The sequence below is a fragment of the Nocardiopsis sp. CC223A genome, from assembly GCF_030766825.1.
Lineage (GTDB): Bacteria > Actinomycetota > Actinomycetes > Streptosporangiales > Streptosporangiaceae > Nocardiopsis.
The window spans coordinates 56,856-81,728 of sequence record NZ_JASFDV010000006.1 but is presented as its reverse complement, the minus strand read 5'-3'; the positions used below and the strand labels follow the sequence as shown (position 1 = coordinate 81,728).

Annotated in this window: 20 protein-coding genes; 6 read left to right on the top strand and 14 right to left on the bottom strand. The window is 72.3% G+C overall.

Annotated elements, in window-relative coordinates; all coding sequences use genetic code 11:
• The first annotated feature begins 74 nt into the window (after positions 1–74).
• Positions 75–1,937 (top strand): ABC transporter ATP-binding protein, encoded by a 1,863-nt coding sequence (locus QJS33_RS04140; protein ID WP_306366536.1) that lies wholly within the window; start codon positions 75–77, stop codon positions 1,935–1,937.
• 24 nt (positions 1,938–1,961) lie between these two features.
• Here the strand turns inward: QJS33_RS04140 and QJS33_RS04135 are convergent, their stop codons facing one another.
• The 10 genes from QJS33_RS04135 to QJS33_RS04090 all read right to left on the bottom strand — a co-directional run bounded on the left by QJS33_RS04135 (position 1,962) and on the right by QJS33_RS04090 (position 10,188).
• Positions 1,962–2,483: a (2Fe-2S) ferredoxin domain-containing protein gene (locus QJS33_RS04135; protein WP_306366499.1), complete on the bottom strand. Its 522-nt coding sequence runs from the start codon at positions 2,481–2,483 to the stop codon at positions 1,962–1,964.
• Positions 2,484–2,504: 21 nt separating this feature from the next.
• Positions 2,505–3,365: a M23 family metallopeptidase gene (locus tag QJS33_RS04130; RefSeq protein WP_306366498.1), complete on the bottom strand. Its 861-nt coding sequence runs from the start codon at positions 3,363–3,365 to the stop codon at positions 2,505–2,507.
• Positions 3,366–3,406: 41 nt separating this feature from the next.
• Positions 3,407–3,607, bottom strand: coding sequence for an Rv0909 family putative TA system antitoxin (locus QJS33_RS04125; protein ID WP_306366497.1), 201 nt, complete (start codon positions 3,605–3,607; stop codon positions 3,407–3,409).
• Between the two features lie 68 nt (positions 3,608–3,675).
• Positions 3,676–5,019 carry a magnesium transporter gene (mgtE, locus tag QJS33_RS04120; protein ID WP_306366496.1) on the bottom strand — a complete coding sequence of 448 codons (1,344 nt, stop codon included), beginning with the start codon at positions 5,017–5,019 and terminating at the stop codon, positions 3,676–3,678.
• Positions 5,020–5,280: 261 nt separating this feature from the next.
• Positions 5,281–6,384, bottom strand: coding sequence for a PP2C family protein-serine/threonine phosphatase (locus QJS33_RS04115; RefSeq protein WP_306366495.1), 1,104 nt, complete (start codon positions 6,382–6,384; stop codon positions 5,281–5,283).
• 385 nt (positions 6,385–6,769) lie between these two features.
• Positions 6,770–7,237, bottom strand: coding sequence for a ribose-5-phosphate isomerase (locus QJS33_RS04110; RefSeq protein ID WP_306366494.1), 468 nt, complete (start codon positions 7,235–7,237; stop codon positions 6,770–6,772).
• Between the two features lie 93 nt (positions 7,238–7,330).
• Entirely contained in the window at positions 7,331–7,477 is a 147-nt protein-coding gene (locus QJS33_RS04105; RefSeq protein WP_220559607.1) for a hypothetical protein, read from the bottom strand.
• 129 nt (positions 7,478–7,606) lie between these two features.
• Positions 7,607–9,022 (bottom strand): aldehyde dehydrogenase family protein, encoded by a 1,416-nt coding sequence (locus tag QJS33_RS04100; protein WP_306366493.1) that lies wholly within the window; start codon positions 9,020–9,022, stop codon positions 7,607–7,609.
• A gap of 101 nt (positions 9,023–9,123) precedes the next feature.
• The gene (locus tag QJS33_RS04095) at positions 9,124–9,282 is read right to left on the bottom strand and encodes a hypothetical protein (protein WP_306366492.1); all 159 of its coding nucleotides are present in this window, start codon (positions 9,280–9,282) and stop codon (positions 9,124–9,126) included.
• Between the two features lie 270 nt (positions 9,283–9,552).
• Positions 9,553–10,188, bottom strand: coding sequence for a DsbA family protein (locus QJS33_RS04090; RefSeq protein WP_306366491.1), 636 nt, complete (start codon positions 10,186–10,188; stop codon positions 9,553–9,555).
• A gap of 234 nt (positions 10,189–10,422) precedes the next feature.
• Here QJS33_RS04090 and pepN point away from each other — a divergent pair, with 234 nt between their 5' ends.
• Entirely contained in the window at positions 10,423–12,966 is a 2,544-nt protein-coding gene (gene pepN, locus QJS33_RS04085) for an aminopeptidase N (RefSeq protein WP_306366490.1), read from the top strand.
• 74 nt (positions 12,967–13,040) lie between these two features.
• Here the strand turns inward: pepN and malQ are convergent, their stop codons facing one another.
• Positions 13,041–15,077: a 4-alpha-glucanotransferase gene (gene malQ, locus QJS33_RS04080; RefSeq protein ID WP_306366489.1), complete on the bottom strand. Its 2,037-nt coding sequence runs from the start codon at positions 15,075–15,077 to the stop codon at positions 13,041–13,043.
• Positions 15,078–15,339: 262 nt separating this feature from the next.
• Here malQ and QJS33_RS04075 point away from each other — a divergent pair, with 262 nt between their 5' ends.
• Positions 15,340–16,698, top strand: a complete 1,359-nt coding sequence (locus tag QJS33_RS04075) for an MFS transporter (RefSeq protein ID WP_306366488.1) — start codon at positions 15,340–15,342, stop codon at positions 16,696–16,698.
• Between the two features lie 26 nt (positions 16,699–16,724).
• Here the strand turns inward: QJS33_RS04075 and QJS33_RS04070 are convergent, their stop codons facing one another.
• Positions 16,725–18,164, bottom strand: coding sequence for an amidase (locus QJS33_RS04070; protein WP_306366487.1), 1,440 nt, complete (start codon positions 18,162–18,164; stop codon positions 16,725–16,727).
• A 170-nt stretch (positions 18,165–18,334) separates the two neighbouring features.
• On the opposite strand from QJS33_RS04070, the gene QJS33_RS04065 reads away from it, so the two are divergent.
• A complete protein-coding gene (locus tag QJS33_RS04065) occupies positions 18,335–19,153 on the top strand; it encodes a nuclease-related domain-containing protein (protein ID WP_372339581.1) in 819 nt (272 codons plus the stop codon).
• Positions 19,154–19,363: 210 nt separating this feature from the next.
• Entirely contained in the window at positions 19,364–21,226 is a 1,863-nt protein-coding gene (ilvD, locus tag QJS33_RS04060) for a dihydroxy-acid dehydratase (protein WP_306366485.1), read from the top strand.
• Positions 21,227–21,287: 61 nt separating this feature from the next.
• Here the strand turns inward: ilvD and QJS33_RS04055 are convergent, their stop codons facing one another.
• Together QJS33_RS04055 and QJS33_RS04050 are read right to left on the bottom strand one after the other, a co-directional pair.
• Positions 21,288–21,491, bottom strand: coding sequence for a zinc ribbon domain-containing protein (locus QJS33_RS04055; protein WP_306366484.1), 204 nt, complete (start codon positions 21,489–21,491; stop codon positions 21,288–21,290).
• A gap of 378 nt (positions 21,492–21,869) precedes the next feature.
• A complete protein-coding gene (locus tag QJS33_RS04050; RefSeq protein WP_306366535.1) occupies positions 21,870–22,370 on the bottom strand; it encodes an HNH endonuclease in 501 nt (166 codons plus the stop codon).
• Between the two features lie 374 nt (positions 22,371–22,744).
• Here QJS33_RS04050 and QJS33_RS04045 point away from each other — a divergent pair, with 374 nt between their 5' ends.
• The gene (locus QJS33_RS04045; protein WP_306366483.1) at positions 22,745–24,838 is read left to right on the top strand and encodes a prolyl oligopeptidase family protein; all 2,094 of its coding nucleotides are present in this window, start codon (positions 22,745–22,747) and stop codon (positions 24,836–24,838) included.
• Positions 24,839–24,873 lie beyond the last annotated feature (35 nt).

Genomic DNA, 24,873 nt, shown 5'->3' with positions numbered 1-24,873 from the left:
GGGGACACCTCGGGAAGCGGGACACGCGAGCGGTTGTTGACCCACGCGTAACGCGAATCGAGGCCCATATGACCATGATGTCCGGTCGGCCCTCTTACAGGGCCCTGGTCAACGACGGAAGCGCCCGCGGGCAGGAACTGCCCCCCGGCATCACCCGTCGCATCACCTCCTACGCCCGCCCCCACTGGCGGGCGATACTTCTGTTCCTGCTCGTGACGTCGGTGAGCGCCGCCATCGTGGTGGCCAACCCGCTGCTGCTCAAGACGATCATCGACCGGGGCATCGTCGCCGGGGACGGCTCCCTGGTGATCGGCCTGGCCGCCGCCGCGGGCGGCCTGGCCCTGCTGGAGGGCGTGCTCGCGCTCACCGGCCGATGGCTGTCCGCCCGTATCGGCGAGGGCATCATCTACCTGCTGCGCACGCAGGTCTTCACCCATGTGCAGAAGATGCCGCTGGCGTTCTTCACCCGCACCCAGACCGGCTCGCTGATCAGCCGGCTGAACACCGACGTGGTCGGCGCCCAGCGGGCGATCACATCGGTCCTGCAATCGGTGGTGTCCAACCTGGTGAGCGCCACCGCTGTGATCATCACCATGTTGGCGCTGTCCTGGCAGGTGACCCTGCTGGCGCTGGCACTGGTGCCGCTGTTCCTGATCCCGGCCAAGCTGATCGGCCGCAGGCTGGCACACATCTCGCGGGACGCGATGGACACCAACGCCGACATGAGCTCCCTGATGACGGAACGGTTCAACGTCGGCGGGGCCATGCTGGTCAAGCTGTACGGCCGCCCGCGGGACGAGGCCGACGGGTTCGCCCGCCGGGCCGACCGGGTGCGCGACCTGGGCGTGCGCCAGGCGGTGTTCGGCGGCCTGCTGTTCACCATGCTGGGCACCGTCACCGCGCTGGCCACCGCGATGGTCTACGGCGTCGGCGGGGTGCTGGCCGTGAACGGCGCGTTCGAGGTCGGCACGCTGGTGGCGCTGACCACGCTGATGGTGCGCCTGTACGGGCCGGTGACGAGTCTGTCCAACGTGCACGTGGAGATCATGACCGCGCTGGTGTCCTTCGACCGGGTCTTCGAGATCCTGGACCTGGAGCCCGCGATCAAGGAGTCGCCGGACGCCCGGCCGATCCCGCGCGGTCCGGTGGGCGTGGAGTTCGACAACGTGTCGTTCCGCTACCCGGGTGCCGAGGAGGCCTCGGTGGCGTCGCTGGAGCTGAACCCGCAGGGGCGCGGCTCCGACGACACCCAGGTGCTGAGCGGGGTGTCGCTGCGGGCCGAGCCCGGGACGATGGTGGCCCTGGTGGGCCCCTCCGGCGCGGGCAAGACGACGCTGACGCACCTGGTGTCGCGGCTGTACGACCCGACCGAGGGCGCGGTGCGCATCGGCGGGCTGGACCTGCGCGAGGCCACCGCGGACTCGCTGCGCGAGGCGGTGGGCGTGGTCACCCAGGACGCCCAGCTGTTCCACGACACGGTGGGCGCGAACCTGCGCTACGCCAGGCCCGACGCCACCGACGAGGAGATGGAGGCGGCGCTGCGGATGGCGCGGCTGGGCCCGCTGCTGGAGCAGCTGCCCGACGGGCTGGACACGATGGTGGGCGACCGCGGCTACCGGCTGTCGGGCGGCGAGAAGCAGCGCCTGGCGATCGCCCGGCTGCTGCTGCGCTCCCCGTCGGTGGTGGTGCTGGACGAGGCCACCGCGCACCTGGACTCGGAGTCGGAGGCCGCGGTCCAGGAGGCGCTGGCCGAGGCCCTGTCCGGGCGCACCTCCCTGGTCATCGCACACCGGCTGGCGACGGTGCGCGAGGCCGACCAGATCCTGGTCCTGGAGGACGGGCGGATCCTGGAGCGGGGCACGCACGAGGAGCTGCTGGGCCGGGGCGGCCTGTACACGGCGCTGTACCGGACCCAGTTCGCGCCGCAGGACCACTGAGGGGGAGGCGGGGTCGGGCCGGCGCTACTTCTTCTTGCGGCGCTTGCCCTTCTTGCCCTTGTCCTTCTTGCGGCGCTTCTTCTCGTCGCCCTTCTTCGCGGGGCGGGCGGCCTTCTCGGCCTTGCGCTCCTTCTCGGCGGCCTTGGCCTTCTTGGGGCGCTTGCGCTTCTTGGGTTTCTTGGCGTCCTTGGAGGTGACGTGGTCGGCCAGGGCGTCGGGCAGCGGGGCCAGGCCCGGGCCGCCGTCGAAGATCCAGTCGTCGAGGGCGTCGAGCAGCCCGTCCTCGGTCATCTCACCGAGCCACACGGGCCTGCCCCCGGCGGCGTGGCCCTTCTGGGAGGGCTGCACGACCACGACGTTGGCCTGGAAGCAGATGCCCAGGCACTTGCTGGTGCGGACCGGCACGGTGCGGCCGGCGTGGTCGTCGATGGCGGAGAGACGGGCGAGCTGGGCCTTGTGGTCGACGCCCGGGACCTTCTTCCTGGTCCCGCAGCAGCAGCCGCGGCAGACCGTGAGCCGACAGGGTCGCCCGTCGATCTCGCCCACACCGCCCCCCTCACTGGAACATTAGGCACGCCTTACCTGATCAGCCTCAGGGTAGCCTCCCTCGGAGCCGCTCTGACCAGCGGGGACGTCGAACGGCCGCCAGGTCTCGGGAAGCCCCGCGGTACCGGGCCTCCCGTCCCACCCGGCCTCCCACAGGAAGGGCAGCCCCGCCGCCACCAGCGGCCACCGGTGGTCCATGAGCTGCATCCGCACCTGCGGCTCGGTGCACGCCCCCGAGTTGCCGCAGCGGGCGATCGGATCGCCCGCCGCCACCCGGCTCCCCGGGCGGACCCCGATGGACCCCCTTTCCAGGTGGCCCAGCAGCACGTACGCGCCGCCGGTGTCGATGATCACGTGGTTGCCCAGCAGGCCCGCCGGTCCGCGCAGCTCGCGCAGGGTGTTCTCCACGACCGAACCCAGCAGCCACGGCCAGGAGTTGCGGCTGCGGTGGTCGCGGCGCCGGTCGTGCACGGCGACGACGACCCCGTCGGCGGGCGCGTACACGGGCCGCCCGAACGCGGGGAAGTCCCGCGGCGGACGGCTCAGCGGCCGCCACCCGATGTCGGGCCGGGTCCCGTCCTCGGCGACCAGCCCCAGGGCGTGGGTCTGCCCGTAGGCGTGGGTGCCCTGGCTGGGGACCGCGTCCACCGGACTCGTCAGCGCCATCCACCGCCCCCGCACCGGGGGCCGCAGGACCCGCGGGGCGCAGCGGACGGTGCCCAGGCGCAGGTACACGGCCAGCGCGACGGCGAACAGGGACCAGCCCGCCCACCAGGACAGGCCGGCGTACCCGGCGAGCAGAGCGGCGCCCGCGACCCACATGAGGGGGACGCGGACGCGGGCCAGGGCGACCTGGACGCGGGACGGGGTGGGATCGGGCATCTCCATATTCTGGACGCCCGCTCCCACCCCCGTGGACCGACCTACTGCTCCTTGTTCTTCTCGGCCTGTTTGCGCAGGTAGTCGGTCGCCGCGTCGGCGCCCTTGTCGATCTTGTCGTCATGGGCGCCGCCGGTCGCCTTCTTGGCGGCGTCCGCGGCCTTGTCGACCAGCCCCTCGACCTTGTCGGCGTTGTCGTCGACGGCCTTCTTCAGCTTGTCGAACGCATCTCCGGCACCGGACATGTATTCCCCCCTCAGGTCCGTCCTGCATCCAAGGCGATACCCGGTGTCACGCGGGTTATGCCACTGTGTCAGACGTGCAGGACGAGGCGCGCGACCGAGAAGTAGATGATGAGGCCGGTGGCGTCCACCAGGGTCGCCACCATCGGGGAGGAGACCACCGCCGGGTCCACGCCCACCTTGCGGGCCAGCAGCGGCATCGACGAGCCGATGATCGCCGCCCAGGTGCAGATGGCGACGACCGAGCAGGCCACCACCACGGCGACCTGGAGTCCGACCAGCAGGGCGCCGATGGCCAGCGCCAGGCCGGCGAGCATCACGCCGAGCAGCAGTCCGACCCGGGCCTCCTTCCAGATGACCTGGGGCAGGTCGCGGACCCGCACCTCGCCGACGGCCAGGGCGCGCACGATCGCGGTGGCGGACTGGGCGCCGACGTTGCCGCCGGTGCCGATGAGCATCGGCACGAACACCGCCAGCGCCGTGACCTCCTCCAGGGTGGCCTCGAAGACCTGCATCACGTTGACGGTGAGGGTGGCGGCCACGATGAGCAGCATGAGCCACACCGAGCGGGCGCCGACCAGGCGCAGCACCCCGACGCTGACGTAGTGGTCGCCGACGGGGCTGGCACCGGACTGGCGGGCCATGTCCTCGGAGTCCGCCGCCTCGATGAGCTCCAGGGCGTCGTCGAAGGTCAGCAGGCCCACGAACCGGTCCTCGGAGTCGACCACCGGCAGGGAGACCAGGTTGGCCTCCTGCATCAGGCGGGCGGCGTCCTCGGCCGGGTGGGTGGCCCGCACCCGCGGAGCCAGTACGTCCACGATGTCCTTGATCAGCCGTGCGTCGTCGTTGACGACCAGGTCTCCCAGGGTGACGGTGCCGACCAGGCGGCGGCCGTCCGTGACCACCGGAAGGGTGTAGATGGTCTCGGCGTCGGCTCCTTTGGCGCGGACGATCTCCAGGGCTCGGCCGACGGCGAGGTCGCGGTGCAGGACGACGGTCTCGGGCGTCATGAACCGGCCGACGGAGTCCTCGGGATAGCCCAGCAGCGCCGCCGTCATCCGGCGTTCGGCGGGGCTGAGCCCGGCCAGTGCGCGGGTGGCGATCTTGGCCGGGGCCTCCCCGATGAGGCGGGCCCGGTCGTCGGGGTCCATCTCCTCCAGGAGCTCGTGGAAGGCGCCGTCGCGCAGGCTCAGGAGGATGGCCTGCTGCTGGCCCGGGTCGAGTTCCTCGAAGACCTCCAGTTCGCGGTCCTTGTCCAGGAGCCGGAAGGGGATGATCGCCTGCCCGCCCGCCATGCGGGCGAGTTCGTCGGCGATCTCGTAGGGCCTATGTTCGGCCAACCAGAGCCGGATTCCCGTCAGGTCGTTGTTCTCGACCAGTTCGGTGAGTTCTTCAGCGCGCTCGCCTTCTGACATGCGAAGCACCCCCTCGCGTTCTCCTGCGCCCGCAGGGCACGGCCGCGGGCGACACCGGTTGCGGATGACGGCTCCGGGTCCCGTCGTCACTGGTGTGGTGGACCGCGCGGAGTCGGCGCCGGGAACGGGGAGGGCGCGCACGGGTATCCGGGGACGTGTACGGGGACGGCCGCCGTACGCGGGACGGGGAGCAACCCGAACCTTACCCGTCCGGGGGTCGGGGAGGGGTCCGCACCCGCCCCCGGGGGTGTCGCCGGCGGGTCAGGCGCGCCAGAGGACGACCAGGGCGCAGTCGTCGTTCTTGTCCTTGCTGAGGACGTCGACCATCTTCCCGGCGCCGGTCGAGAATCCCCTGGTCACCAGGGTCTCGGCGGCGCCGAGCAGCCGGTCGATGCCGGCGTCGAGGTCCTCGCCGGGGGTCTCGATGAGGCCGTCCGTGTAGAGCATGAGGGCGTCACCGGGCCGCAGGCGGCCGCGGACCGAGGCGTAGGTCATCTCCGGGATGACGCCCAGGACCACGCCCTTGGCCTCGGTGGTGGCCCAGGAACCGGTGCCCGCGTCGTAGTGCACCGCGGGCGGGTGGCCGGCGGAGGCGATGCTGTACTCGCCGGTGGACAGGTCCACGTTGAGGTGGACGGCCGTGACGAATCCCTCACCGCCGCCGGTGCGCATGAGGTAGTCGTTGCAGTGGGCGAGGAAGTCCTTGGTGGGCACCGCGCCGATGAGGCCGCTGAAGGCGCCCGAGAGCATCAGGGCGCGGGTCCCGGCGTCGACGCCCTTGCCGGAGACGTCGACCACGGCGATGTCCAACCGGTCGCCGTCGCGGTGGGAGACGACGAAGTCGCCGCCGAAGGAGGAGCCCCCGGCCTGGCGCAGGACGGCGGTGCGGCCCCAGCCGGTCGGCAGGCCGGGCAGGCGGCCCTGCTGACGCAGCCGGTCGCGCAGGTCCAGGAGCATCATCTCGCCGCTCAGGCCCTGCACGCCCAGGCGCTCGCGCACGCCCGACAGCAGGTAGGACAGCACGGCGGTGACGCCGATGGTGACCAGCAGCCCGGGACCGACCTGCCCGAAGTCGAGCATGTAGGCGACGAAGACCAGGACGGCCGCGACCACGCCGAGCAGGGCCGCCAGGCTCTTGCGCTTGAGCAGCAGGCCGCCGGCCAGGACGGTGAGGATGGTGGAGCTGGGCGGGAACCACCCGGCCGGACCCCAGACGGCGCCGACGCCGATGCCGACGGCCAGGGTGACCAGGGTGATGAGGACGAGCCGGTAGCGGAAGAGCACCTTGCGCCGCAGGACCGCAACGATCCGCTGCACGGTGGTGCGCAGCAGTCGGGTGGCCTTGGCGTTCGGTGTGGGCTTCATCAATCCTCTGTGCGGGCGCGCCCGCCCGCGGGGGTTCGGTGTCGGTCGGCTCGGTGGCCCGCGCCGCGGCCGTGACGGTCCGGCGGGGCCCCGACGTCGTCCCCGGCTCGGGACGTGCGACGGGCGGAGGGCGGTGTGGGGACCCGCCCGCGGTCGTGGCGGCGGACGGTGGGCACCGCCGGGCGGCGGCCGGGGCGGAACCGAGCCGCTGTGCACGAACTGTAGCGCGGGGGGTGTCCGACTGGCACGTGCATCCGTCGGTGTTCTCCCCCATAATCGCGGGTTTGGGATCAGCCCAAACCCGTTCCCGGGCCCGCGCGTGTGCGCCCCCGCCCGGGTTCGCGGACGGGGGCGCTCGGTTCCCGGGCCGGCCGGGGACATCCGGTCAGGGCAGGGGCGGGAGCTCGCCGGTCTCCTCGTAGGCGCTCAGCATCGCGATGCGGCGGGTGTGCCGCTCCTCGTCGCTGTAGGGCGTGGCCAGGAAGACCTCGACGAAGCGCGTGGCCTCGTCCAGGGTGTGCATCCGGCCGCCGATGCCGAGCACGTTGGCGTCGTTGTGCTCACGTGCCAGCCGGGCGGTGTCCTCGCTCCAGGCCAGCGCGGCGCGGACGCCCGCGACCTTGTTCGCGGCGATCTGCTCGCCGTTGCCGGAGCCGCCGATGACGACGCCCAGCGCACCGGGGTCGGCCGCGACGCCCTCGGCGGCGCGCAGGACGAAGGGCGGGTAGTCGTCCACCGCGTCGTAGACGAACGGCCCGGCGTCGACGACCTCGTGGCCGCGCTCCTTCAGCCAGGAGACGAGGTGTTCTTTGAGCTCGTAGCCCGCATGATCTGATCCAAGGTAAACACGCACGGACACAGTGTCGCAGGTCGCCGGGGGCGCGATGCACGACGCCCCGCCCGTCGAGGGGACGGGCGGGGCGTCGGACGCGTCTGTGACCGAGGGTCAGGCGGCGCCTGCGGCGGCCGCGACGCTCAGACCCAGCACGGCGAAGAGGGCCATGGAGGCGATCGCGATCACGTTGCTGATCACGATCATCTTGATGTCCTTGCCGAGGGGTCCTGCCTTGGAGACCGCGGGCTTGTTGCTCAACTCACACCTCGATTGGGTTCGACCAGGGATGACCAGTCGGAATTTTTCCACACCCCACAACGCGATTCTCACCGGGGCCGATTCCTGGTATGAACCGTTCCGGGCCGTGAGTCCGGACACACCGGCCGGTCACATCTGCACGGCCTTGACCTCGCAGAACTCCTCCAGGCCGGAGAGCCCCCACTCGCGCCCGTTGCCGGAGCGCTTGTAGCCGCCGAAGGGCGCGCGCGGGTTGAGCGCACCGCCGTTGAGCTCCACCTGTCCGGCGCGCAGGCGGCGGGCGACCGCCAGGCCGCGCTCGGGGTCGCCCGACCACACCGCGGCGTTGAGGCCGTAGTCGGTGTCGTTGGCGATGGCCACGGCCTCCTCCTCGGTGTCGTAGGGGATGAGGGCCAGGACCGGGCCGAAGATCTCCTCCCGGGCGATGCGCATGTCGTTGCGCACGTCGGCGAAGACCGTGGGGCGGACGTGGTAGCCGGGGCCCTCGACGGGTTCGGGGCCGCCGGTGACCAGGCGGGCGCCCTCTCGGACGCCGAGTTCGATGTAGGAGCGGACCTTGTCCAGCTGGGTCGCGGAGACCAGCGGGCCCAGCCGGGTGGACTCGTCCTTGGGGTCGCCGGGGACGTACTTGGCGGCGGCCTGCGCGGCCAGGGCGACGGCCTCATCGTAGGAGTCCCGGTGGACGAGCATGCGGGTGAGGGCGTTGCAGCTCTGGCCGGTGTTGCGCATGACGTCGGCGACGCCGCGCTTGACGGCGGCGGTGAGGTCGGCGTCGGGCAGGATCACGTTGGGCGACTTGCCGCCCAGTTCCAGGGCGACCCGCTTGACGGTCTCGGCGGCGACCTGGGAGACGCGCACGCCGGCGCGGGTGGATCCGGTGAACGAGACCATGTCGACCCCCGGATGGGCGGCGATGGCCTCGCCGACGACCGGGCCGGTGCCCGAGACCAGGTTGAACACGCCCGCGGGCAGGCCCGCGTCGTGGAACACCTCGGCCAGGGCGTAGGCGCTCAGCGGGGCGACCTCGCTGGGCTTGAGGACGACCGTGTTGCCCGCCAGCAGGGCGGGCACGACCTTGAGCACGATCTGGTGCAGCGGGTAGTTCCACGGGGTGATGGCGCCGACCACGCCGACCGGCTCGCGGATGATGAGCGAGTTGCCCAGCTCCTCGCCCTCGAAGTAGCGCTCGCCGCTCTCCTCGACCAGGTCGATGTAGGTCCGGAACATGAGCGCGGGCAGACCCGCCTGCACGGTGCGGGAGAACTTCACCGGGGCGCCCACGTCCCGGGTGAGCAGGGCGGCGATGTCGTCGATGCGCTCGTTGAAGAGGTCCAGCGCGTGGGCCAGGTGGGTGACGCGGCGGCCGGGGGCCAGGGCCGACCAGGCCGGGAGGGCCGCCGCGGCGGCCGCCACCGCGGCGTCGACGTCCTTGGGGTCCCCGGCCGGAACGGTGTCGATGACCTGCTCGGTCGCCGGGTCGATCACGTCCAGGGCCTCGTCGGAGGCGGAGTCGCGCCAGGCGCCGTCGATGTAGAGGGATCGCATGCCCCCACTGTCGCAGAACCGGATTCGGTCGGCCAGTGCGGGACGCCCGACCGGTGGACCCACCGATGGCGGCCGGGGTCCTTTCAGAACCGGTGCGGGGTTCAGTCCCAGTGCGGGGGGCGCTCGGCGATCAGGCGGTCGGTGGAGTCGTCGGAGACGTCGTCGCCCCAGCCCAGCGCGCCCTCGTCGGAGGTGGTGTCGGGCAGGACGTCGAGGTCGTCGAGGAACTCGACCCTGCGGTCGTCGTCGGGTTCGGGCACGGCCGGTCCTTCCGTCGTCGTGGGCGGCCGCCACCGCGGCCCCCTCCAGTGTGCACCCGGGCGCGCCCCGGATCACGCGCCGCGCCCGGGGCCGTCCCCGGTTCGCCGTCCGTCCGTCCGCCCGGCCGGCCGGGCGGGCGGACGGACAAGACCGCGGCGGGGCTTCTCGGCCGAACTCCTCATCCGAGCGGGCCGACGAATCGTCCAACGGACGGCCTGTCGGTGCCGGTCGGTCGGACCTGGCCGAGAAGCCACTGCGCATCCCCGCGGTCAGTCGAAGACGGGGCCGCGGGTGCGGGTGCGCTTGAGCTCGAAGAAGCCCTCGGTCCCGGCGACCAGGCGGACGCCGTCCCAGAGCTTCCCGGCCTCCTCGCCGCGCGGGGTGGGGGTGATGACCGGGCCGAAGAAAGCGGTGTCCTCGACCTGGACGACGGGGGTGCCCACGTCCTCCCCGACCAGCTTCATGGCCTCGGCGTGGGAGGCGCGCAGGGCCTCGTCGTACTCGGTGGAGTCACCGGCGGCGGCCAGGTCCCCGGGCAGGCCCGCGTCGGCCAGGGCGGCCCGGATCGTCTCCTCGGTGCGGGGCTCGGCGTTGTTGTGGAAGCGGGTGCCCAGGGCGGTGTAGAGGGCGCCCAGGACCTCGGCCCCGAAACGCCGCTCGGCGGCGATGCACACGCGCACCGCGGCCCAGGACCCGTCCAGCATCCGGCGGTAGTCCTCGGGAAGGTCGCGGCCCTCGTTGAGGACGCTCAGGCTCATCACGTGCCAGCGCACCCGCACCGGGCGGACCTTCTCGACCTCCAGCAGCCAGCGGGAGGTGATCCAGGCCCAGGGACAGGCCGGATCGAACCACATGTCCGCGTGGGCGATGTCCTGCTCGCCCATGTCCGCGGTGGTCTGCGTCATGGAGTGCTCCTCGCAAGAGAGTGGGGGCGGTACCCCTGGGGGTCGACGTAGCGCTACAACCTTCGATCTCGGTTGCGCATTCCGCCCCCGTGCGTGGCAGGATCGAAGCCGAATCGACAACCGATCCACCGGCCCCGACGACGCTCCGCCCCGAGGTGTTCCCCCCGGTCCGGGTCGTCGCGCCCGGTGCAGTGATCCGGCCGGCGACGACGGCGGCCGTGGAGGGAGCGTGGCGTGGCAGGGAACCTGACCCGGGACGAGGCTCGGGAGCGGGCGCGGATTCTGAGCGTCGACTCCTACGAGGTGACACTCGACCTCACCACCGGTGACGAGACCTTCCGGTCCACCACCGTGGTCCGCTTCTCCTCTTCGGAGCCCGGAGCGCGGACGTTCGTGGAGCTGGCGGCACCCCGGGTGCTGTCGGCGACGCTGAACGGGGCGGAACTCGACCCGGCCGAACTGTTCGACGGCGAGCGCCTGGCGCTGCCGGAGGTGGCCGCCGACAACGAGCTGACCGTGGTGGCCGACGCCGCCTACATGCGCACCGGTGAGGGCCTCCACCGTTTCGTGGACCCGGTGGACGACTCGGTGTACCTGTACACACAGTTCGAGACCGCCGACGCGCACCGCATGTTCGCGTCCTTCGACCAGCCGGACCTGAAGGCGACGTTCGAACTGACCGTGTTCGCGCCGCCGTCGTGGACCGTGGTCTCCAACAGCGCGCCCGACGTGACGCGCGAGGCGGCGGGCGAGGAGCGGGTGCGCTGGCACTTCCCCGCCACCGAGCGCATGTCCACCTACATCACGGCGCTGATCGCGGGCCCGTACCACGAGGTGCGCGACACCCACGACGGCATCGACCTGGGCCTCTTCTGCCGGGCGTCGCTGGCCGAGCACCTGGACTCCGACGCCCTGTTCGAGGTCACCAAGCAGGGCTTCGACTTCTTCCACGACCTGTTCGGGGTCCGCTACGCCTTCGGCAAGTACGACCAGCTGTTCGTGCCGGAGTTCAACGCGGGGGCCATGGAGAACGCGGGCGCCGTCACGTTCCTGGAGGACTACGTCTTCCGCTCCCGGGTGACCGACGCCCGCTACGAGCGGCGCGCCGAGACGATCCTGCACGAGATGGCGCACATGTGGTTCGGCGACCTGGTCACCATGCGCTGGTGGGACGACCTGTGGCTGAACGAGTCCTTCGCCACCTACGCCAGTGTGTACTGCCAGGCCAACGCCACCAAGTGGACGGACGCCTGGACCACGTTCGCGAACGTGGAGAAGTCGTGGGCGCTGCGCCAGGACCAGCTGCCCTCCACCCACCCGATCGCCGCCGACATGGTCGACATCCAGGCGGTCGAGGTGAACTTCGACGGCATCACCTACGCCAAGGGCGCCTCGGTACTCAAGCAGCTGGCGGCGTACGTGGGTGTGGACGCGTTCTTCGCGGGCGTGCGCGCCTACTTCCAGGAGTTCGCCTTCGGCAACACCGAGCTGAAGGACCTGCTCAAGCACCTGGAGGCGGCCTCGGGCCGGGACCTGTCGGGCTGGTCGCGCGAGTGGCTGGAGACCACCGGCGTCAACACGATGCGCCCGGACTTCGAGGTGGATGCGAACGGGGACTTCACCTCGTTCGCGGTGCTCCAGGAGGCGGCCCCCGAGCACCCGACGCTGCGCTCGCACCGGCTGGCGATCGGCCTGTACGACCGCACCGACTCCGGCATCGTGCGCCGTGACCGGGTGGAGCTGGACGTCAGCGGCGCCCGCACCGAGGTGCCGGAGCTGGTCGGCAAGGCCCGTCCGGACCTGGTCCTCATCAACGACGACGACCTGACCTTCACCAAGATCCGGCTGGACGAGCGGTCCCTGGGCACGGTCGTGGACGGCATCGGGGGCATCCGTGAGTCCCTGCCCCGGGCGCTGGCCTTCGGCGCCGCCTGGGACATGACCCGCGACGGAGAGATGCCCGCCCGCGACTACGTGGACCTGGTCATCTCCGGCATCGACGGCGTGGACGACGTCATGGTCGCCCAGACGCTGCTGCGCCAGGCCGTCTCGGCCCTGCACAACTACGCCGACCCGGCATGGCGCCCGTTCGGCTTCGAGAAGCTGTCGGAGCGCCTGCGCGAGCTGCTGACGGCCGCCGAGCCCGGCGGCGACCTGCAACTGGCCTACGTCAACGCGCTGGCCTCCAGCGCGGTCGGCGACGCCCACCTGTCCCTGCTCCAGGGGCTGCTGGACGGCGCGATCACCGTGGACGGCCTGGTGGTGGACACCGAGCTGCGGTGGACGCTGCTGCGCCGCCTGGTGGCCACCGGCAAGGCGGGCGAGGCGGAGATCGACGCCGAGCTGAAGAACGACGCGACGGCCGCCGGGCAGCGGCACGCCGCCGGTGCGCGGGCGGCGATCCCGACCGCGGCGGCCAAGGCCGCGGCCTGGGACCGGATCGTGGGCGAGGAGCTGGCCAACGCCGAGTTCCGGTCGGTGCTGCTGGGCTTCGTGGAGCCGGGCCAGGCCGACCTGTACCGGCCCTACGTGGAGAAGTACTTCGCGCAGCTGGCCCCGGCCTGGGAGAAGTGGACGGGCGAGTTCGCGCAGACCTTCGCCGAGTTCATGTACCCGGGCGGCCTGGTGGAGGAGGCGACGATCGAGCGCACCGACGCCTACATCGCCGAGAACTCCCCCGCCCCCGCGCTGCGGCGCCTGCTGGTGGAGGGGCGCGCCGGCGTGGAGCGGGCGCTGAAGGCCCGCGCCGTGGACATCGCCGCGGGCGAGGCGCGCTAGCCGTACCCGCGAAGCCACGGACGGGCCCGGGAGTGGACCCTCGGATCCACCCCGGGCCCGTACCGTGTCCGGCGCTACAGGGTGCGGCCGCGCCCGTCGCCGAACGGGCCCAGGGTGCGGCGGATGCGCGACACCATGCGCGGGTCGGCGAGCAGCTCGTCCACCAGGACGGGCTCTCCCTCGCCGTTGGTGAGCGGGATCCGCCAGTTCGGGTACTCGGTGCCGGTGCCCGGCTGGTTCTGCATGCGCCGCTCCCCCACCACGTCGGTGAGCGCCACCCCGACCATCCGGGCCGGGGTCGCCATGAGGTAGGCGTGCATGGCGGTGACCACGGCGGCCGGGTCGGCCAGCGGGTCGGCGTCCTCGTCCAGCAGCCCCAGCTCCACGAGCAGTGCCCGCCAGCGCTCCACCCTGGCCTCGGCGTCGGCCCGCTCCTCCTCCAGCGGCCGGGGCAGCAGTCCCAACCGGTCCCGCAGCTCGACGTGCTCGGCGGACAGGAACGACGCCACCGGGGGCAGGTCGTGGGTGGCGACCGTGGCCAGGCAGTCGGCGCGCCAGTCGCCGGGCGTGCGCGGGGAACCGTCGGGCTCCTGCTCGAACCACAGCACCGAGGTGCCCAGGATGCCGCGGTCGGCCAGGTGGTCGCGCACCCACGGCTCGACGGTGCCCAGGTCCTCGCCGATGACGACGGCGTCGGCCCGCCGCGCGGCCAGCAACAGGGCGCCGACGGTGCCCTCGTGGTCGAAGGTGACGTAGGTGCCCTGGTCGGCGGAGGCGCCCTCGGGCACGCACCACAGGCGGAACAGGCCCATGACGTGGTCGATGCGCACCCCGCCGGCGTGGCGCAGGGCCTGGCCGAGGATCTGCCGCAGCGGCCCGTAGCCGCGTTCGGCCAGGCGGCGCGGATGCCACGGCGGCTGTCCCCAGTCCTGGCCCAGGCTGTTGAACTCGTCGGGAGGGGCGCCCACGTGCAGCCCCTGGACCAGGGCGTCGCCGAACATCCAGGCGTCGGCGCCGCCCGCCTGCACGCCGATGGCGAGGTCGTGCACCACGCCCACATCCATGCCGCCCGTACGGGCGGTGGTCTGGGCCTGGGCGAGCTGCTCGTCCAGGAGCCACTGGAGCCAGCGGTGGAACTCCACCAGGGGCCAGCGGTCCAGGGCGGCCCGGCCCACGGAGTCGTCGGTGACGTCGCGCAGGTGCGCGGGCCAGGTCCGGTGGTCGGGCCCGTACTCCTCGGCCAGCGCCGACCAGGTGGCGAACTCCACCAGCGGCCGGCCCTCGCGTTCGAGATAGGCGCGCAGGGCGGCCTCGCGGCCCGGGGCGCGGGGCACCTGGAAGAGGATCTCCAGAGCGGTCCGCTTGGCCTCCCAGACGGCGTTGCGGTCGAGCAGGTCCGCGGTGCGGCCGCGTTCGCGCAGCGGCCGGGCGAGGCGCTGGACGCCCTCGCGTTGGGCGGGGTCCAGCCGGGAGTACTCGGGGACGTCCTCGATGCGGATGTACAGCGGGCTCGCGTAGCGGCGGCTGACCGGCAGGTACGGGGAGGGCTCCACCGGGACGACGGGCTCGGTGGCGTGCACCGGGTTGATGAGGACGAAGTCGGCGCCCAGGTCGCGGGCGCTCCAGTCCGAGATCTCGGCGAGGTCGCGCAGGTCGCCGATGCCCCAGGAGGCCCGGGAGCGCACGCTGTAGAGCTGGGTCATGACCCCCCACAGGCGCGGGTTCTCGCGCAGGGCGGTGGGGTCGATCCGGTCGGGGACCACCAGCAGGGGCGCGTCGTGTTCGGCGCCGCGGTGGGTGACGCGCAGTGTGTGGACGCCCAGGGGCAGGCCCTGGTCGAAGGGCAGCAGGGAGCCGTCGGCGGTCTCGACGGTGCTGTGCACCCCCTCGGGGAGCACCGGGTCGGGCGCCTTGCCCTCGCGCAGGACGACCGCGGGCGGGAGCAGGCTCGGCTCCCGGTCCGGCGGTTCCCGGTCCGGGTCCGCGCCCAGGGCGGCCAGGACATGGCGGATGACGTCGAGGTCGACCGGGACCCTGCGGCCCCGCCAGTCCTCGTAGCTCGTCGCGACACCGTACTGCTCGGCCACACGGGCCAGCTGAACGTCCCTCACAGAAACCGATCATGCCCTACCTGTGACTCCGTACACCGGAAGGACGGGCCGGTACCGGCCGATGGCCGTCCGGTCACGGCCGTCCTGCGGGGAAAAGCGGTGGTCGTTCCGGGCCCGGTCGGGCGCGTCGCGACGGGCCGGGCCGGGCCGGGCCGGGCCGGGCTGACCGGAGGGTGACACACCGTCGGGCACACGGCCATGACACCGGTCGTATCGATAATCGGATGGCCCCCTGACTGCACTCTCTGCATAATCTGGGGGTGTGCTCGCCAACTACCGCCGGCTCTTCGCCGTCCCCCATGTGCTGTCCCTGCTGGCCTGGTCCCTGACCGCGCGGTTCTACACGCCGGGGTTGATGATCGCGGTCACCTTCCTGGTGGTCGACTGGACCGGTTCCTACTCGCTGGCGGGCCTGGTGGCGGGCGCGTTCACGCTGGGGATCGCGTTGGTGGGGCCGCTGCGCGGCCGGATGGCGGACAGGGGCGGCACCGACCGGCTGGTGCTGGTGTGCGGTGTGGTGTTCACGGTGGGTCTGCTGGGGCTGACGTGGCTGCCTGCATCGCTGTGGTGGGTGTCCATCCCACTGGCGCTGGGGACCGGTCTGTTCGGCACCCCCGCGAACCAGATCGTGCGGGCCCTGTGGCCGCGGCTCACCCGCGGCCCGGAACGGCAGGCCATCTACGCGGCCGAGGCCACCGCACAGGAGCTGCTGTTCGTCTTCTGCCCCATCCTGACCGCCGGTGCGGTGGCGTTCGCCGGGCCGCGCTGGGCACTGGTGATGCTCGCGGTGCTGGGACTGCTGGGCGCGCTGGGCTTCGCCCTGGCGCTGCGCCGGGCCGGGGCGACCGGGCCGGCCCCGGTGGAGGCCGGGGCGGCGCCGGCGGCCAGCGGGCCGCGGCGCAGTCTGCTGCGCGAGCCCGCCCTGGTGGTGCTGTTCGCGATGTGCCTGCTGATGGTCAGCGGGATCATGGGCGTGGACCTGGTCATCGTGGCCTGGGCCAACGAACTGAACGCTCCGCACCTGGTGATGGTGCTGGCGTCGGTGTGGGCGCTGGGCTCGCTGGTGGGCGGCGCGATCGCGGGCGGCCTGCGGGGCAGGCCCCGGCTGGTACGGCGCTCGTTCGCCTCCGCGGCGGGCGTCGCGGTGCTGATTCCGTTCACGCCGCCGCTGGTGGAGCTGTCCACTCCCCTGTGGGTCGCACCGCTGCTGTTCCTGTCCGGCCTGGCGATCGCCCCGACCCTGGCCGCCACGATGGCGCGGCTGGGCGACCTGGCCCCCGCCGACCGGCGGGCCGAGGCGTTCGGGTGGATGACCACGGCGCTGGGCACGGGCGGCGCGGTCGCCGGCCCGCTGGCGGGCGGGCTGATCGACCTCATGGGGATCACGGGCGGGGTGCTGGGTGCGACCGTGCTGGTGGCGGTGGCGGCGCTGCTGAGCGCGTTCGTTCCCCAGGCCCCGGCCGAGGCGCCCGCGCAGGAGGCGGCGGACGCGGTCCCGGTGGAGGTCGCCGGGGTCGCCGAGGCCGTGCCCCCGGCGGGTGCGGCCGGGATGGTCGCGCCGGTGGCGGAGCCCGGCCCGGACGGGGTCCCCCGGCCTCCGGCCGGGCGGCCCGCGGACTGACCCGCGGCCGCCGCCCGGCCGCCCGCTCAGCGGTTCCAGACCGGGGGGACCCGGTCGGCCCAGGGCCGCGCCCGTTCCAGCTGCGCCGCCAGGGACAGCAGCAGCGGCTCGCCGCCCATCCGGCCGGTGACCATGGAGCCCAGCGGTGCGCCGTCGGGCGCGTGGTGCAGGGGCACGCTCATGGACGGCTGGCCGGTGACGTTGAAGACCGACGTGAACGGGGTGAACGCGGTCATCCGCCGGAACTCCTCCTCCGGCCCGTCCCCGACGAAGTACCCGACGGGCACCGGGGGCTGCGCCAGCACCGGGGTGACCACCGCGTCGTAGGGCTCGGTGGCGGTCAGCCACGAGCGGATGCCGCGCTGGAGGCGGGCGCCGGCGGCGATGTACTCGGGGGCCGGGAGGGCACGGGCGCGTTCGCGCAGCCAGCGGTTGAGATCCCCGAGCTCGGGCTCGCGCTCGGCCGGGACCGGCATGACCGAGGCCATGGCCGCCCAGATGACGGCGAAGTCGTCAACGAAGGTGCCGCCGAAGTGGGCGTCGCCGGGTTCGGGGATCTCCTCGATCTCGTGGCCCAGGTCGGCGAACAGGCGCAGGGTGGACTCGTGGGCGGCCAGGACGTCGGGGTGGACGGGCAGCCCGGCCGAGCCCGTGTGGGCGTAGTGACCGATGCGCAGCCGCCCCGGTTCGCGCAGAACGTGGTCGGCGAAGGTCTCGCCGGGCGGCAGCGGCGGAGCGGTGTAGTAGTCGCCGGGGCGGTTCCCGGACATCACGTCGAGCATCAGCGCGGCGTCGGCGACGTGGCGGGTGAGGGGCCCGCTGGTGGACAGGCCGACGAGGTCGGGCTTGACCGGGGCGCCGGAGATGCGGCCGCGCGTGGGCTTGAGGCCGAAGAGCCCGCAGACCGAGGCCGGGATGCGGATGGACCCGCCGCCGTCGCTCGCGTGCGCGACGGGGGCCAGTCCGGCGGCCACGGCCACCGCGGCGCCGCCGCTGGAGCCGCCCGGGGACAGCTCCGGGTTCCAGGGGTTGCGGGCGGGCGGGGCGACGGCGTTCTCGGTGTAGCAGCTGGACCCGAACTCGGGGGTGTTGGTCTTGCCGGTGAAGACGGCCCCCGCGGCACGCAGCCGGGCGACGGTGTCGGAGTCGATGGGGGCGATGTTGTCGGCCAGGACGCGGGAGCCGTAGGTGGCCCGGACACCGGCGAGGAGGTCGAGGTCCTTGATGGGGACGGGGATCCCGAGCAGCGGGGGCAGGCTCTCCGGCGTGTCGCTCATCACACGCTTCTCCGCGTATCGGGCTTGATCCAAAGCCTTTTCCGCTATGACCGTAATGTAGGCGCCGCAGTCGGGCCCATGGCGCTCGGTCCGGGACAGGACGTGCTCTGTGATCTCACGAGGGGACAGTTCACGACTGCGGACCATCGCGGCGAGCCGGTGGGCCGGAAGGTCATGCATCTGGGTCATACCGACCCAGATTAGCGGGCACGCCAACGGGCACCACGAGAGGTGGAACCGAAGTTCTCTGGAGAGATCGACGAACCATCCATCCTTCCCCGCCCCCTGCACACCGAATCCTCCTGTGGGCCACGGAACAAGGGGGGAAAGTGTGAGAAGTAATGCACTAGGACTCGAATATGAGTGGAACTAACCTGTCCGACGTGGAATCGGCAACCAGAGTGAACCCGTCGCCCCAGAGGCCGGAGCCGGACAGGCCCGAAAGCCTCTTCTTCCCCAACCAAAAGAATCAAAGGGACATTTCGGGCGCAAGAATGCTTTACGGCGCCCTCCGCGAGAAGGGCGCGGTCCGCAAATGGGCCGTACGCGGGGCCGTGGCCCTCGTCGTCGCGATCGTCTGCGGATTCATCGCATCCGACTGGCGCATCGGCGCGACCCTGGGCATCGCCACCATGGTCGGCATCTCGGTGTACCAGTCCCGGCGCGAATCCGAGATCCCCCGCTGGCGCAAGCCCTCGGCCGCACAGCGCAAGACCGAGGTCCAGCTCAAGGTGATGAAGCAGCTCGGCTACAAGGTCCTGCACGCCCGCGCGGTGCCCGGCGGCAACGGCCAGATCGACCACTTCATCGTGGGGCGGCGCGGCGCGTTCGCCATCGACTCCGAGTCCTGGGACAAGCGGCTGCCGCTGCGCAACAAGCTCGAACAGCTCTACCACGGGCGCTTCAACAAGAACCAGCGCATCGACGAGGCTCTGGAGGAGGCCAAACGCGCAGAGGAGCTCATCAGCAAGGAGCTCGGCCGCGAGATCAAGGTGCGCGCCTCCCTGGCCATCTACGGACCCGGCATGCCCTGGGACAGCCACCGGCTGCGGGGCGTGGACATCATCTCCGGCACCAAGGTCCGCAAGTGGCTGCGCACCGGCCGGGACCGCCTGACCGAGCAGGAGATCGAGGAGATCTACGCGGCCGCCGAGCGGGCTCTGCCACCGCGCCACTGACGCACGACCCATCGGGCCCGGCCGGACCACAACGTGGTGGCAGCCGGGCCTCACGTATGTCCGGGGCCGGCCGGCGGCCCCGACCGGAACAGGGCGAACCCACCCTCCGTCTCGTCATACGGACCCGCCGTCTTTCCCCCTGAGACCGCAGGCGCATCGAAAGGGGACTACCATCAAGGGGAAACACCCGTATCGATGGGAGTCCGCGCCATGCCACCCCTACGCTCACGCACCGTCACCCACGGCCGGAACATGGCGGGAGCGCGCGCCCTCATGCGCGCCACCGGCGTACAGAGCGAGGACTTCGGCAAGCCCATCGTGGCCGTGGCCAACAGCTTCACCCAGTTCGTCCCCGGGCACGTGCACCTGCGCGAGGTCGCCGACGTCGTCGCCGACTCCGTGCGCGCCGCCGGCGGCGTCCCCCGCGAGTTCAACACCATCGCCGTCGACGACGGCATCGCCATGGGCCACGGCGGCATGCTGTACTCGCTGCCCAGCCGCGAGCTGATCGCCGACGCCGTGGAGTACATGGTCAACGCGCACTGCGCCGACGCATTGGTGTGCGTGTCCAACTGCGACAAGATCACCCCGGGCATGCTGCTGGCCGCGCTGCGCCTCAACATCCCCACCGTGTTCGTCTCCGGCGGGCCGATGGAGGCGGGCAAGGTGACCGTGGTGAACGGCACCGCCACCACCGTCAAGAAGCTCGACCTGATCAACCCCATGATCGCCGCGGCCGACGAGAGCGTGTCGCAGGCCGAGCTGGACGAGATGGAGGAGAACGCCTGCCCGACCTGCGGTTCGTGCTCGGGCATGTTCACCGCCAACTCGATGAACTGCCTCACCGAGGCCATCGGCCTGGCGCTGCCCGGCAACGGCACCGTCCTGGCCACCCACACCGCGCGCCGGGCACTGTACGAGGACGCGGGCCGCCTGGTCGTGGAGGCCGCCGAGAGGTACTACGGGCAGGACGACGACTCGGTGCTGCCGCTGTCCATCGCCACCCCGGCCGCGTTCGGCAACGCCATGGCCCTGGACGTGGCCATGGGCGGGTCCACCAACACGATCCTGCACCTGCTGGCCGCCGCCACCGAGGCCGGCGTGGACTTCGGGCTGACCGACATCGACGCGGTCTCCCGCCGGGTGCCGTGCCTGTGCAAGGTGGCGCCGAACACCGAGAAGTACCACATCGAGGACGTCCACCGGGCGGGCGGCATCCCCGCCATCCTGGGCGAACTGGCCCGCGGCGGGCTGCTGGACACCTCCCTGCCCACCGTGCACGGCAAGACCGTCGGCACCTATCTCGCCGAGTGGGACATCGCCTCCGACGACGTCCTGCCCGAGGCCGTGGAGCTGTTCCACGCCGCCCCCGGCGGGGTGCGCACCACCCGGGCGTACTCGCAGAGCACCCGCTGGGACAGCCTGGACACCGACCGGGAGAAGGGCTGCATCCGCTCCGTGGAGCACGCCTACACCAAGGACGGCGGCCTGGCGGTGCTGTTCGGCAACCTCGCCCCGGACGGCGCGATCGTCAAGACCGCGGGCGTGGAGGAGGAGCTGTGGACCTTCTCCGGACCGGCCAAGGTGTTCGAGTCGCAGGAGGACGCCGTGGACGGCATCCTCAACAAGCGGATCGAGCCCGGCGACGTGGTGGTCATCCGCTACGAGGGCCCCAAGGGCGGCCCCGGCATGCAGGAGATGCTGTACCCGACGAGCTTCCTCAAGGGGCGCGGCCTGGGCAAGGCCTGCGCGCTCATCACCGACGGACGCTTCTCCGGCGGCACCTCGGGGCTGTCCATCGGCCACGCCTCCCCGGAGGCGGCCGCGGGCGGTGACATCGCCCTGGTCGAGGACGGCGACATCATCAGCATCGACATCCCCAACCGGGGCATCGTGCTGGAGGTGTCCGAGGACGAGCTGAACACCCGCCGCGAGCGCCTGCTCAAGGAGCTGGGCCGGTTCCAGCCGCGCGACCGGCAGCGGCCGGTGACCGCGGCGCTGCGCGCCTACGCCGCGATGGCCACCTCGGCCTCCACCGGCGCGGCCCGCGACGTGTCCCAGATCGAACGCTGATCACCGCGCGAAGGGCCGGGCCCGCTGCGGGTCCGGCCCTTCGGCCGTGGACGACGCGCGGTCAGCCGCAGCAGCCGCCCCCGCAGCAGCCACCGCCGCCGGAGGCGGGCGCCGGGGCCAGGCCGCCGACGGCCACCGTGGACAGCAGCCGCACCGTGTCCCCGTGCCCCTGCGGGCAGGGGGCCGGGTCCCCGGACTCGGCCATCGGACGGGAGAGCTCGAAGGTGTCGCCGCACTCGCGGCACCGGAAGTCGTATCTGGGCATGCCTCCAGAATACGGCCGCCCCATCCTTCGATAAGGATGAGGTGCCCGGACGGCCGTCCATCGCGGGAAGCCGATCCGGGGCGTTCACCGCGGCCCGCGTGCGCGCGACCGGGGTGGGGATGCCTCACTCGGACGACGCCGCCGCTGCCACTGCCGGGGCAAAGGCCCCGGCAGCCTTGATCGTCCCCGTTCGGAAACGCCTTTCGTGTGTTCGGGCGGCTCGGTGGTCGCACCCCGCCATGGCCCGGGGCCCGCGGGGCGGTGGAGGGGTCGGGGCGCGAAGAGCCGCCCCCTGCGGCCCGTGAAAGGCGTGCCGGGGGCGGCGAGGGCGGAGCGGGGCGGGACGCGTCGTCCCCGCCGCCGGGGCGTTCAGGGCCGTCAGGCGGCCAGGTGCGCCATGTAGGGCTCCCACTGCGGGTCGCCGTGCAGGTCCCCGTTGATCAGCCGCCAGTGCGGACCCTTGGGCACCTTGGGGGTGACGTGCAGTTCCCAGCCGAGTTCGTCCAGGAACTTGTCGGCCTTGCGGTGGTTGCACGGCTTGCAGGCCGCCACCACGTTCTCCCACACGTGCGCGCCGCCGCGGCTGCGCGGGATGACGTGGTCGATGGTCTCCGCCTTCTTCCCGCAGTAACCGCAGGTGTGCCGGTCGCGGCGCATCAGCGCCACGCGGGTGAGGGGCACCCTGCGGCTGTAGGGGACGCTGATGTAGCGTCTGAGCCGGATCACCGACGGCACCTCGTACGAGTGCGTCGCCGAGTGGAGCACCGCCCCGGCCCCGTCGCGGTGGACGACCTCCGCCTTCTCCCGCAGCACGAGCAGAATCGCTCTGCGCAGCGGCAATGTCGTGAGTGGTTCGAAACTCGCGTTGAGCAGCAGCACGTGCCGACGGGCGGTTGGACCACCCTCCCTGCTGCGCGCGCCGCTCATCGCGACACCTCGGCCGTCGGGTGCGACGACCGTGTCTCTTCCCCGGCCAGCCGTTCGGCCAGCCAGGAGACCTCCCTGTGCACCGATCCCATGATCGGTGGCTCTGTACGCCTTGCCACACGGACCTCCCGGTGGTCCCGCCGAGTTGCGTCCCGCATTCAGTGTGCGTGGTGGGGAGGCTCCGGCGCCACCCCAATTTCCGCCGCGCGCGTCGTGAACCCGCTGTTATCGCTATTCCTGGTCATAATGCGTGCCGCCGAAACCACGTTCCATGTTCCCTTCCCATACCGATCGCACGTGAGATAGCGGTGGATAGAGTGCGAAGCATGCCTGAACTCCGCTATCCCACGGCCGAGCGCCTCGACCTCGTCGAAACCCTGCACGGCCGCCCCGTCGCCGACCCCTACCGGTGGTTGGAAGACCCCGAATCCGCTCCGGCCAAAGAGTGGGCGACCGCCCAGGACGCCCTGTTCTCCGAACTCGGCGCGCACCTGCCCGACCGGGAGCGGTTCGCCGAGCACGTCCGCGAACTGATGGGCGCCGGCAGTGTGGGCGCCCCCGTATGGCGCGGAGAGCGGCGCTTCTCCGGGCGCCGGACCGCCGACCAGGAACACCCCGTCCTGTACGTGCGGGACGGCGACGGCCCCGAGCGGGTCCTGCTGGATCCCGGTGCGCTGGACCCCTCCGGGCTGACCACGCTGGACGCCTGGAAGGCGGACCCGTCCGGGCGGCTGCTCGCCTACCAGCTGTCCGAGGGCGGGAACGAGGAGTCCGTCCTGCGCGTCATGGACGTGGACACCGGGGAGATCGTCGACGGCCCCATCGACCGGGCCCGGTACACGCCCGTCGCGTGGCTGCCGGACTCGTCGGCGTTCTACTACGTGCGCAAGCTGCCCCCCGAGCAGGTCCCCGAGGGCGAGCACGACTACCACCGGCGCGTCTACCTGCACCGGCTGGGCACCCCCGCCGACGAGGACGTGCTGATCTTCGGCGAGGGCCGCGACAAGACCGAGTACTTCGGGGTGTGGGTGAGCCGGGACGGCCGCTGGCTGGTGCTCGACGCCTCCAAGGGCACCTCCGCGGACACCGACCTGTGGCTGGCCGACCTGTCCCGGAGCCCGTACGAGGCGCCCGCCTGGGTGAGCGTCCAGGAGGGCGTCGCCGCGGCGCTGTCCGCGCACGTGGGCCGGGACGGCCGGCTGTACCTGTTCACCGACCGGGACTCTCCGCGCGGGCGCCTGTGCGTCGCCGACCCCGAGGCGCCCGGCTACGAGAACTGGCGCACGCTCGTCGCCGAGGCCGACGACGCCGTGCTGGAGGACTACGCGATCCTGGACGGCCCCGGATCGGAGCGCCCCGAGCTTCTGGTCTCCTGGTCCCGGCACGCCGTCGGCGAGGTGACCCGGCACGACCTGGCCACCGGCGAGCTGCTGGGCACGCTACCGCTGCCCGGTCTGGGCAGTGTCAGCGGTCTGCTGGAACGCCCCGAGGGCGGCCACGAGGCATGGTTCGGCTACACCGACAGCACCACCCCGTCGGCGGTGTACCGCTACGACGCCGGCACCGGTGCGGTGGACCTGTGGGAGAGCGCCCCCGGCACCGTCACCGTGCCCGACGTGCGGGTGGAGCAGGTCGCCTACACCTCGAAGGACGGCACCACCGTCCGGATGCTGGTGATGGCGCCCGCGGCCCCGGCCGAGGGCCCGCGGCCGACCATCCTGTACGGGTACGGCGGCTTCCGGATCTCCCTCACCCCCGGCTACTCGGCCACCGCCCTGTCCTGGGTGCGGGCCGGCGGGGTGTACGCCGTCGCCGGGCTGCGCGGCGGCCTGGAGGAGGGAGAGGAGTGGCACCGCGGCGGCATGCTCGCCGACAAGCAGAACGTGTTCGACGACTGCGCCGCCGCGGCCGAGCACCTCATCGCCACCGGGGTCACCGACACCGACCGCCTGGCGATCATGGGCGGCAGCAACGGCGGCCTGCTGGTCGGGGCGATGGTCACCCAGCGGCCGGACCTGTTCGCGGCCGCGGTGTGCTCGGCCCCGCTGCTGGACATGGTCCGCTACGAGCGGTTCGGGCTGGGCCGGCTGTGGAGCGTGGAGTACGGCAGCGCCGAGGACCCCGAACAGCTGGGGTGGCTGCTGGGCTACTCGCCGTACCACAACGTGCGGGAGGGCACCCGGTACCCGGCGGTGCTCTTCACGGTGTTCGACAACGACACCCGGGTGGACCCGCTGCACGCCCGCAAGCTGTGCGCGCAGTTGCAGTGGGCGACCTCGGCACCGGTCGGGGAGCGGCCGGTGCTGCTGCGCCGGGAGGCGGAGGTGGGGCACAGCACCCGCTCGGTGAGCCGCAGCGTGGAGCTGAACGCCGACCAGCTGGGGTTCCTCGCCCACCACCTGGGCCTGAACGCCCTCTGATCCCGGACGGGCGCGCTCCGCGGTCCGGCCGCGGG

What these genes read in the sequence shown, in the direction of transcription:
- QJS33_RS04100 (WP_306366493.1), bottom strand. Translation starts at nt 9,022, where the DNA reads ATGCGATCCCTCTACATCGACGGCGCCTGGCGCGACTCCGCCTCCGAC.
- QJS33_RS04045 (WP_306366483.1), top strand. Translation starts at nt 22,745, where the DNA reads ATGCCTGAACTCCGCTATCCCACGGCCGAGCGCCTCGACCTCGTCGAA.
- QJS33_RS04115 (WP_306366495.1), bottom strand. Translation starts at nt 6,384, where the DNA reads ATGAAGCCCACACCGAACGCCAAGGCCACCCGACTGCTGCGCACCACC.
- QJS33_RS04055 (WP_306366484.1), bottom strand. Translation starts at nt 21,491, where the DNA reads ATGCCCAGATACGACTTCCGGTGCCGCGAGTGCGGCGACACCTTCGAG.
- QJS33_RS04125 (WP_306366497.1), bottom strand. Translation starts at nt 3,607, where the DNA reads ATGTCCGGTGCCGGAGATGCGTTCGACAAGCTGAAGAAGGCCGTCGAC.
- QJS33_RS04140 (WP_306366536.1), top strand. Translation starts at nt 75, where the DNA reads ATGATGTCCGGTCGGCCCTCTTACAGGGCCCTGGTCAACGACGGAAGC.
- QJS33_RS04090 (WP_306366491.1), bottom strand. Translation starts at nt 10,188, where the DNA reads ATGACGCAGACCACCGCGGACATGGGCGAGCAGGACATCGCCCACGCG.
- QJS33_RS04130 (WP_306366498.1), bottom strand. Translation starts at nt 3,365, where the DNA reads ATGCCCGATCCCACCCCGTCCCGCGTCCAGGTCGCCCTGGCCCGCGTC.
- QJS33_RS04070 (WP_306366487.1), bottom strand. Translation starts at nt 18,164, where the DNA reads ATGACCCAGATGCATGACCTTCCGGCCCACCGGCTCGCCGCGATGGTC.
- ilvD (WP_306366485.1), top strand. Translation starts at nt 19,364, where the DNA reads ATGCCACCCCTACGCTCACGCACCGTCACCCACGGCCGGAACATGGCG.
- mgtE (WP_306366496.1), bottom strand. Translation starts at nt 5,019, where the DNA reads ATGTCAGAAGGCGAGCGCGCTGAAGAACTCACCGAACTGGTCGAGAAC.
- QJS33_RS04065 (WP_372339581.1), top strand. Translation starts at nt 18,335, where the DNA reads ATGAGTGGAACTAACCTGTCCGACGTGGAATCGGCAACCAGAGTGAAC.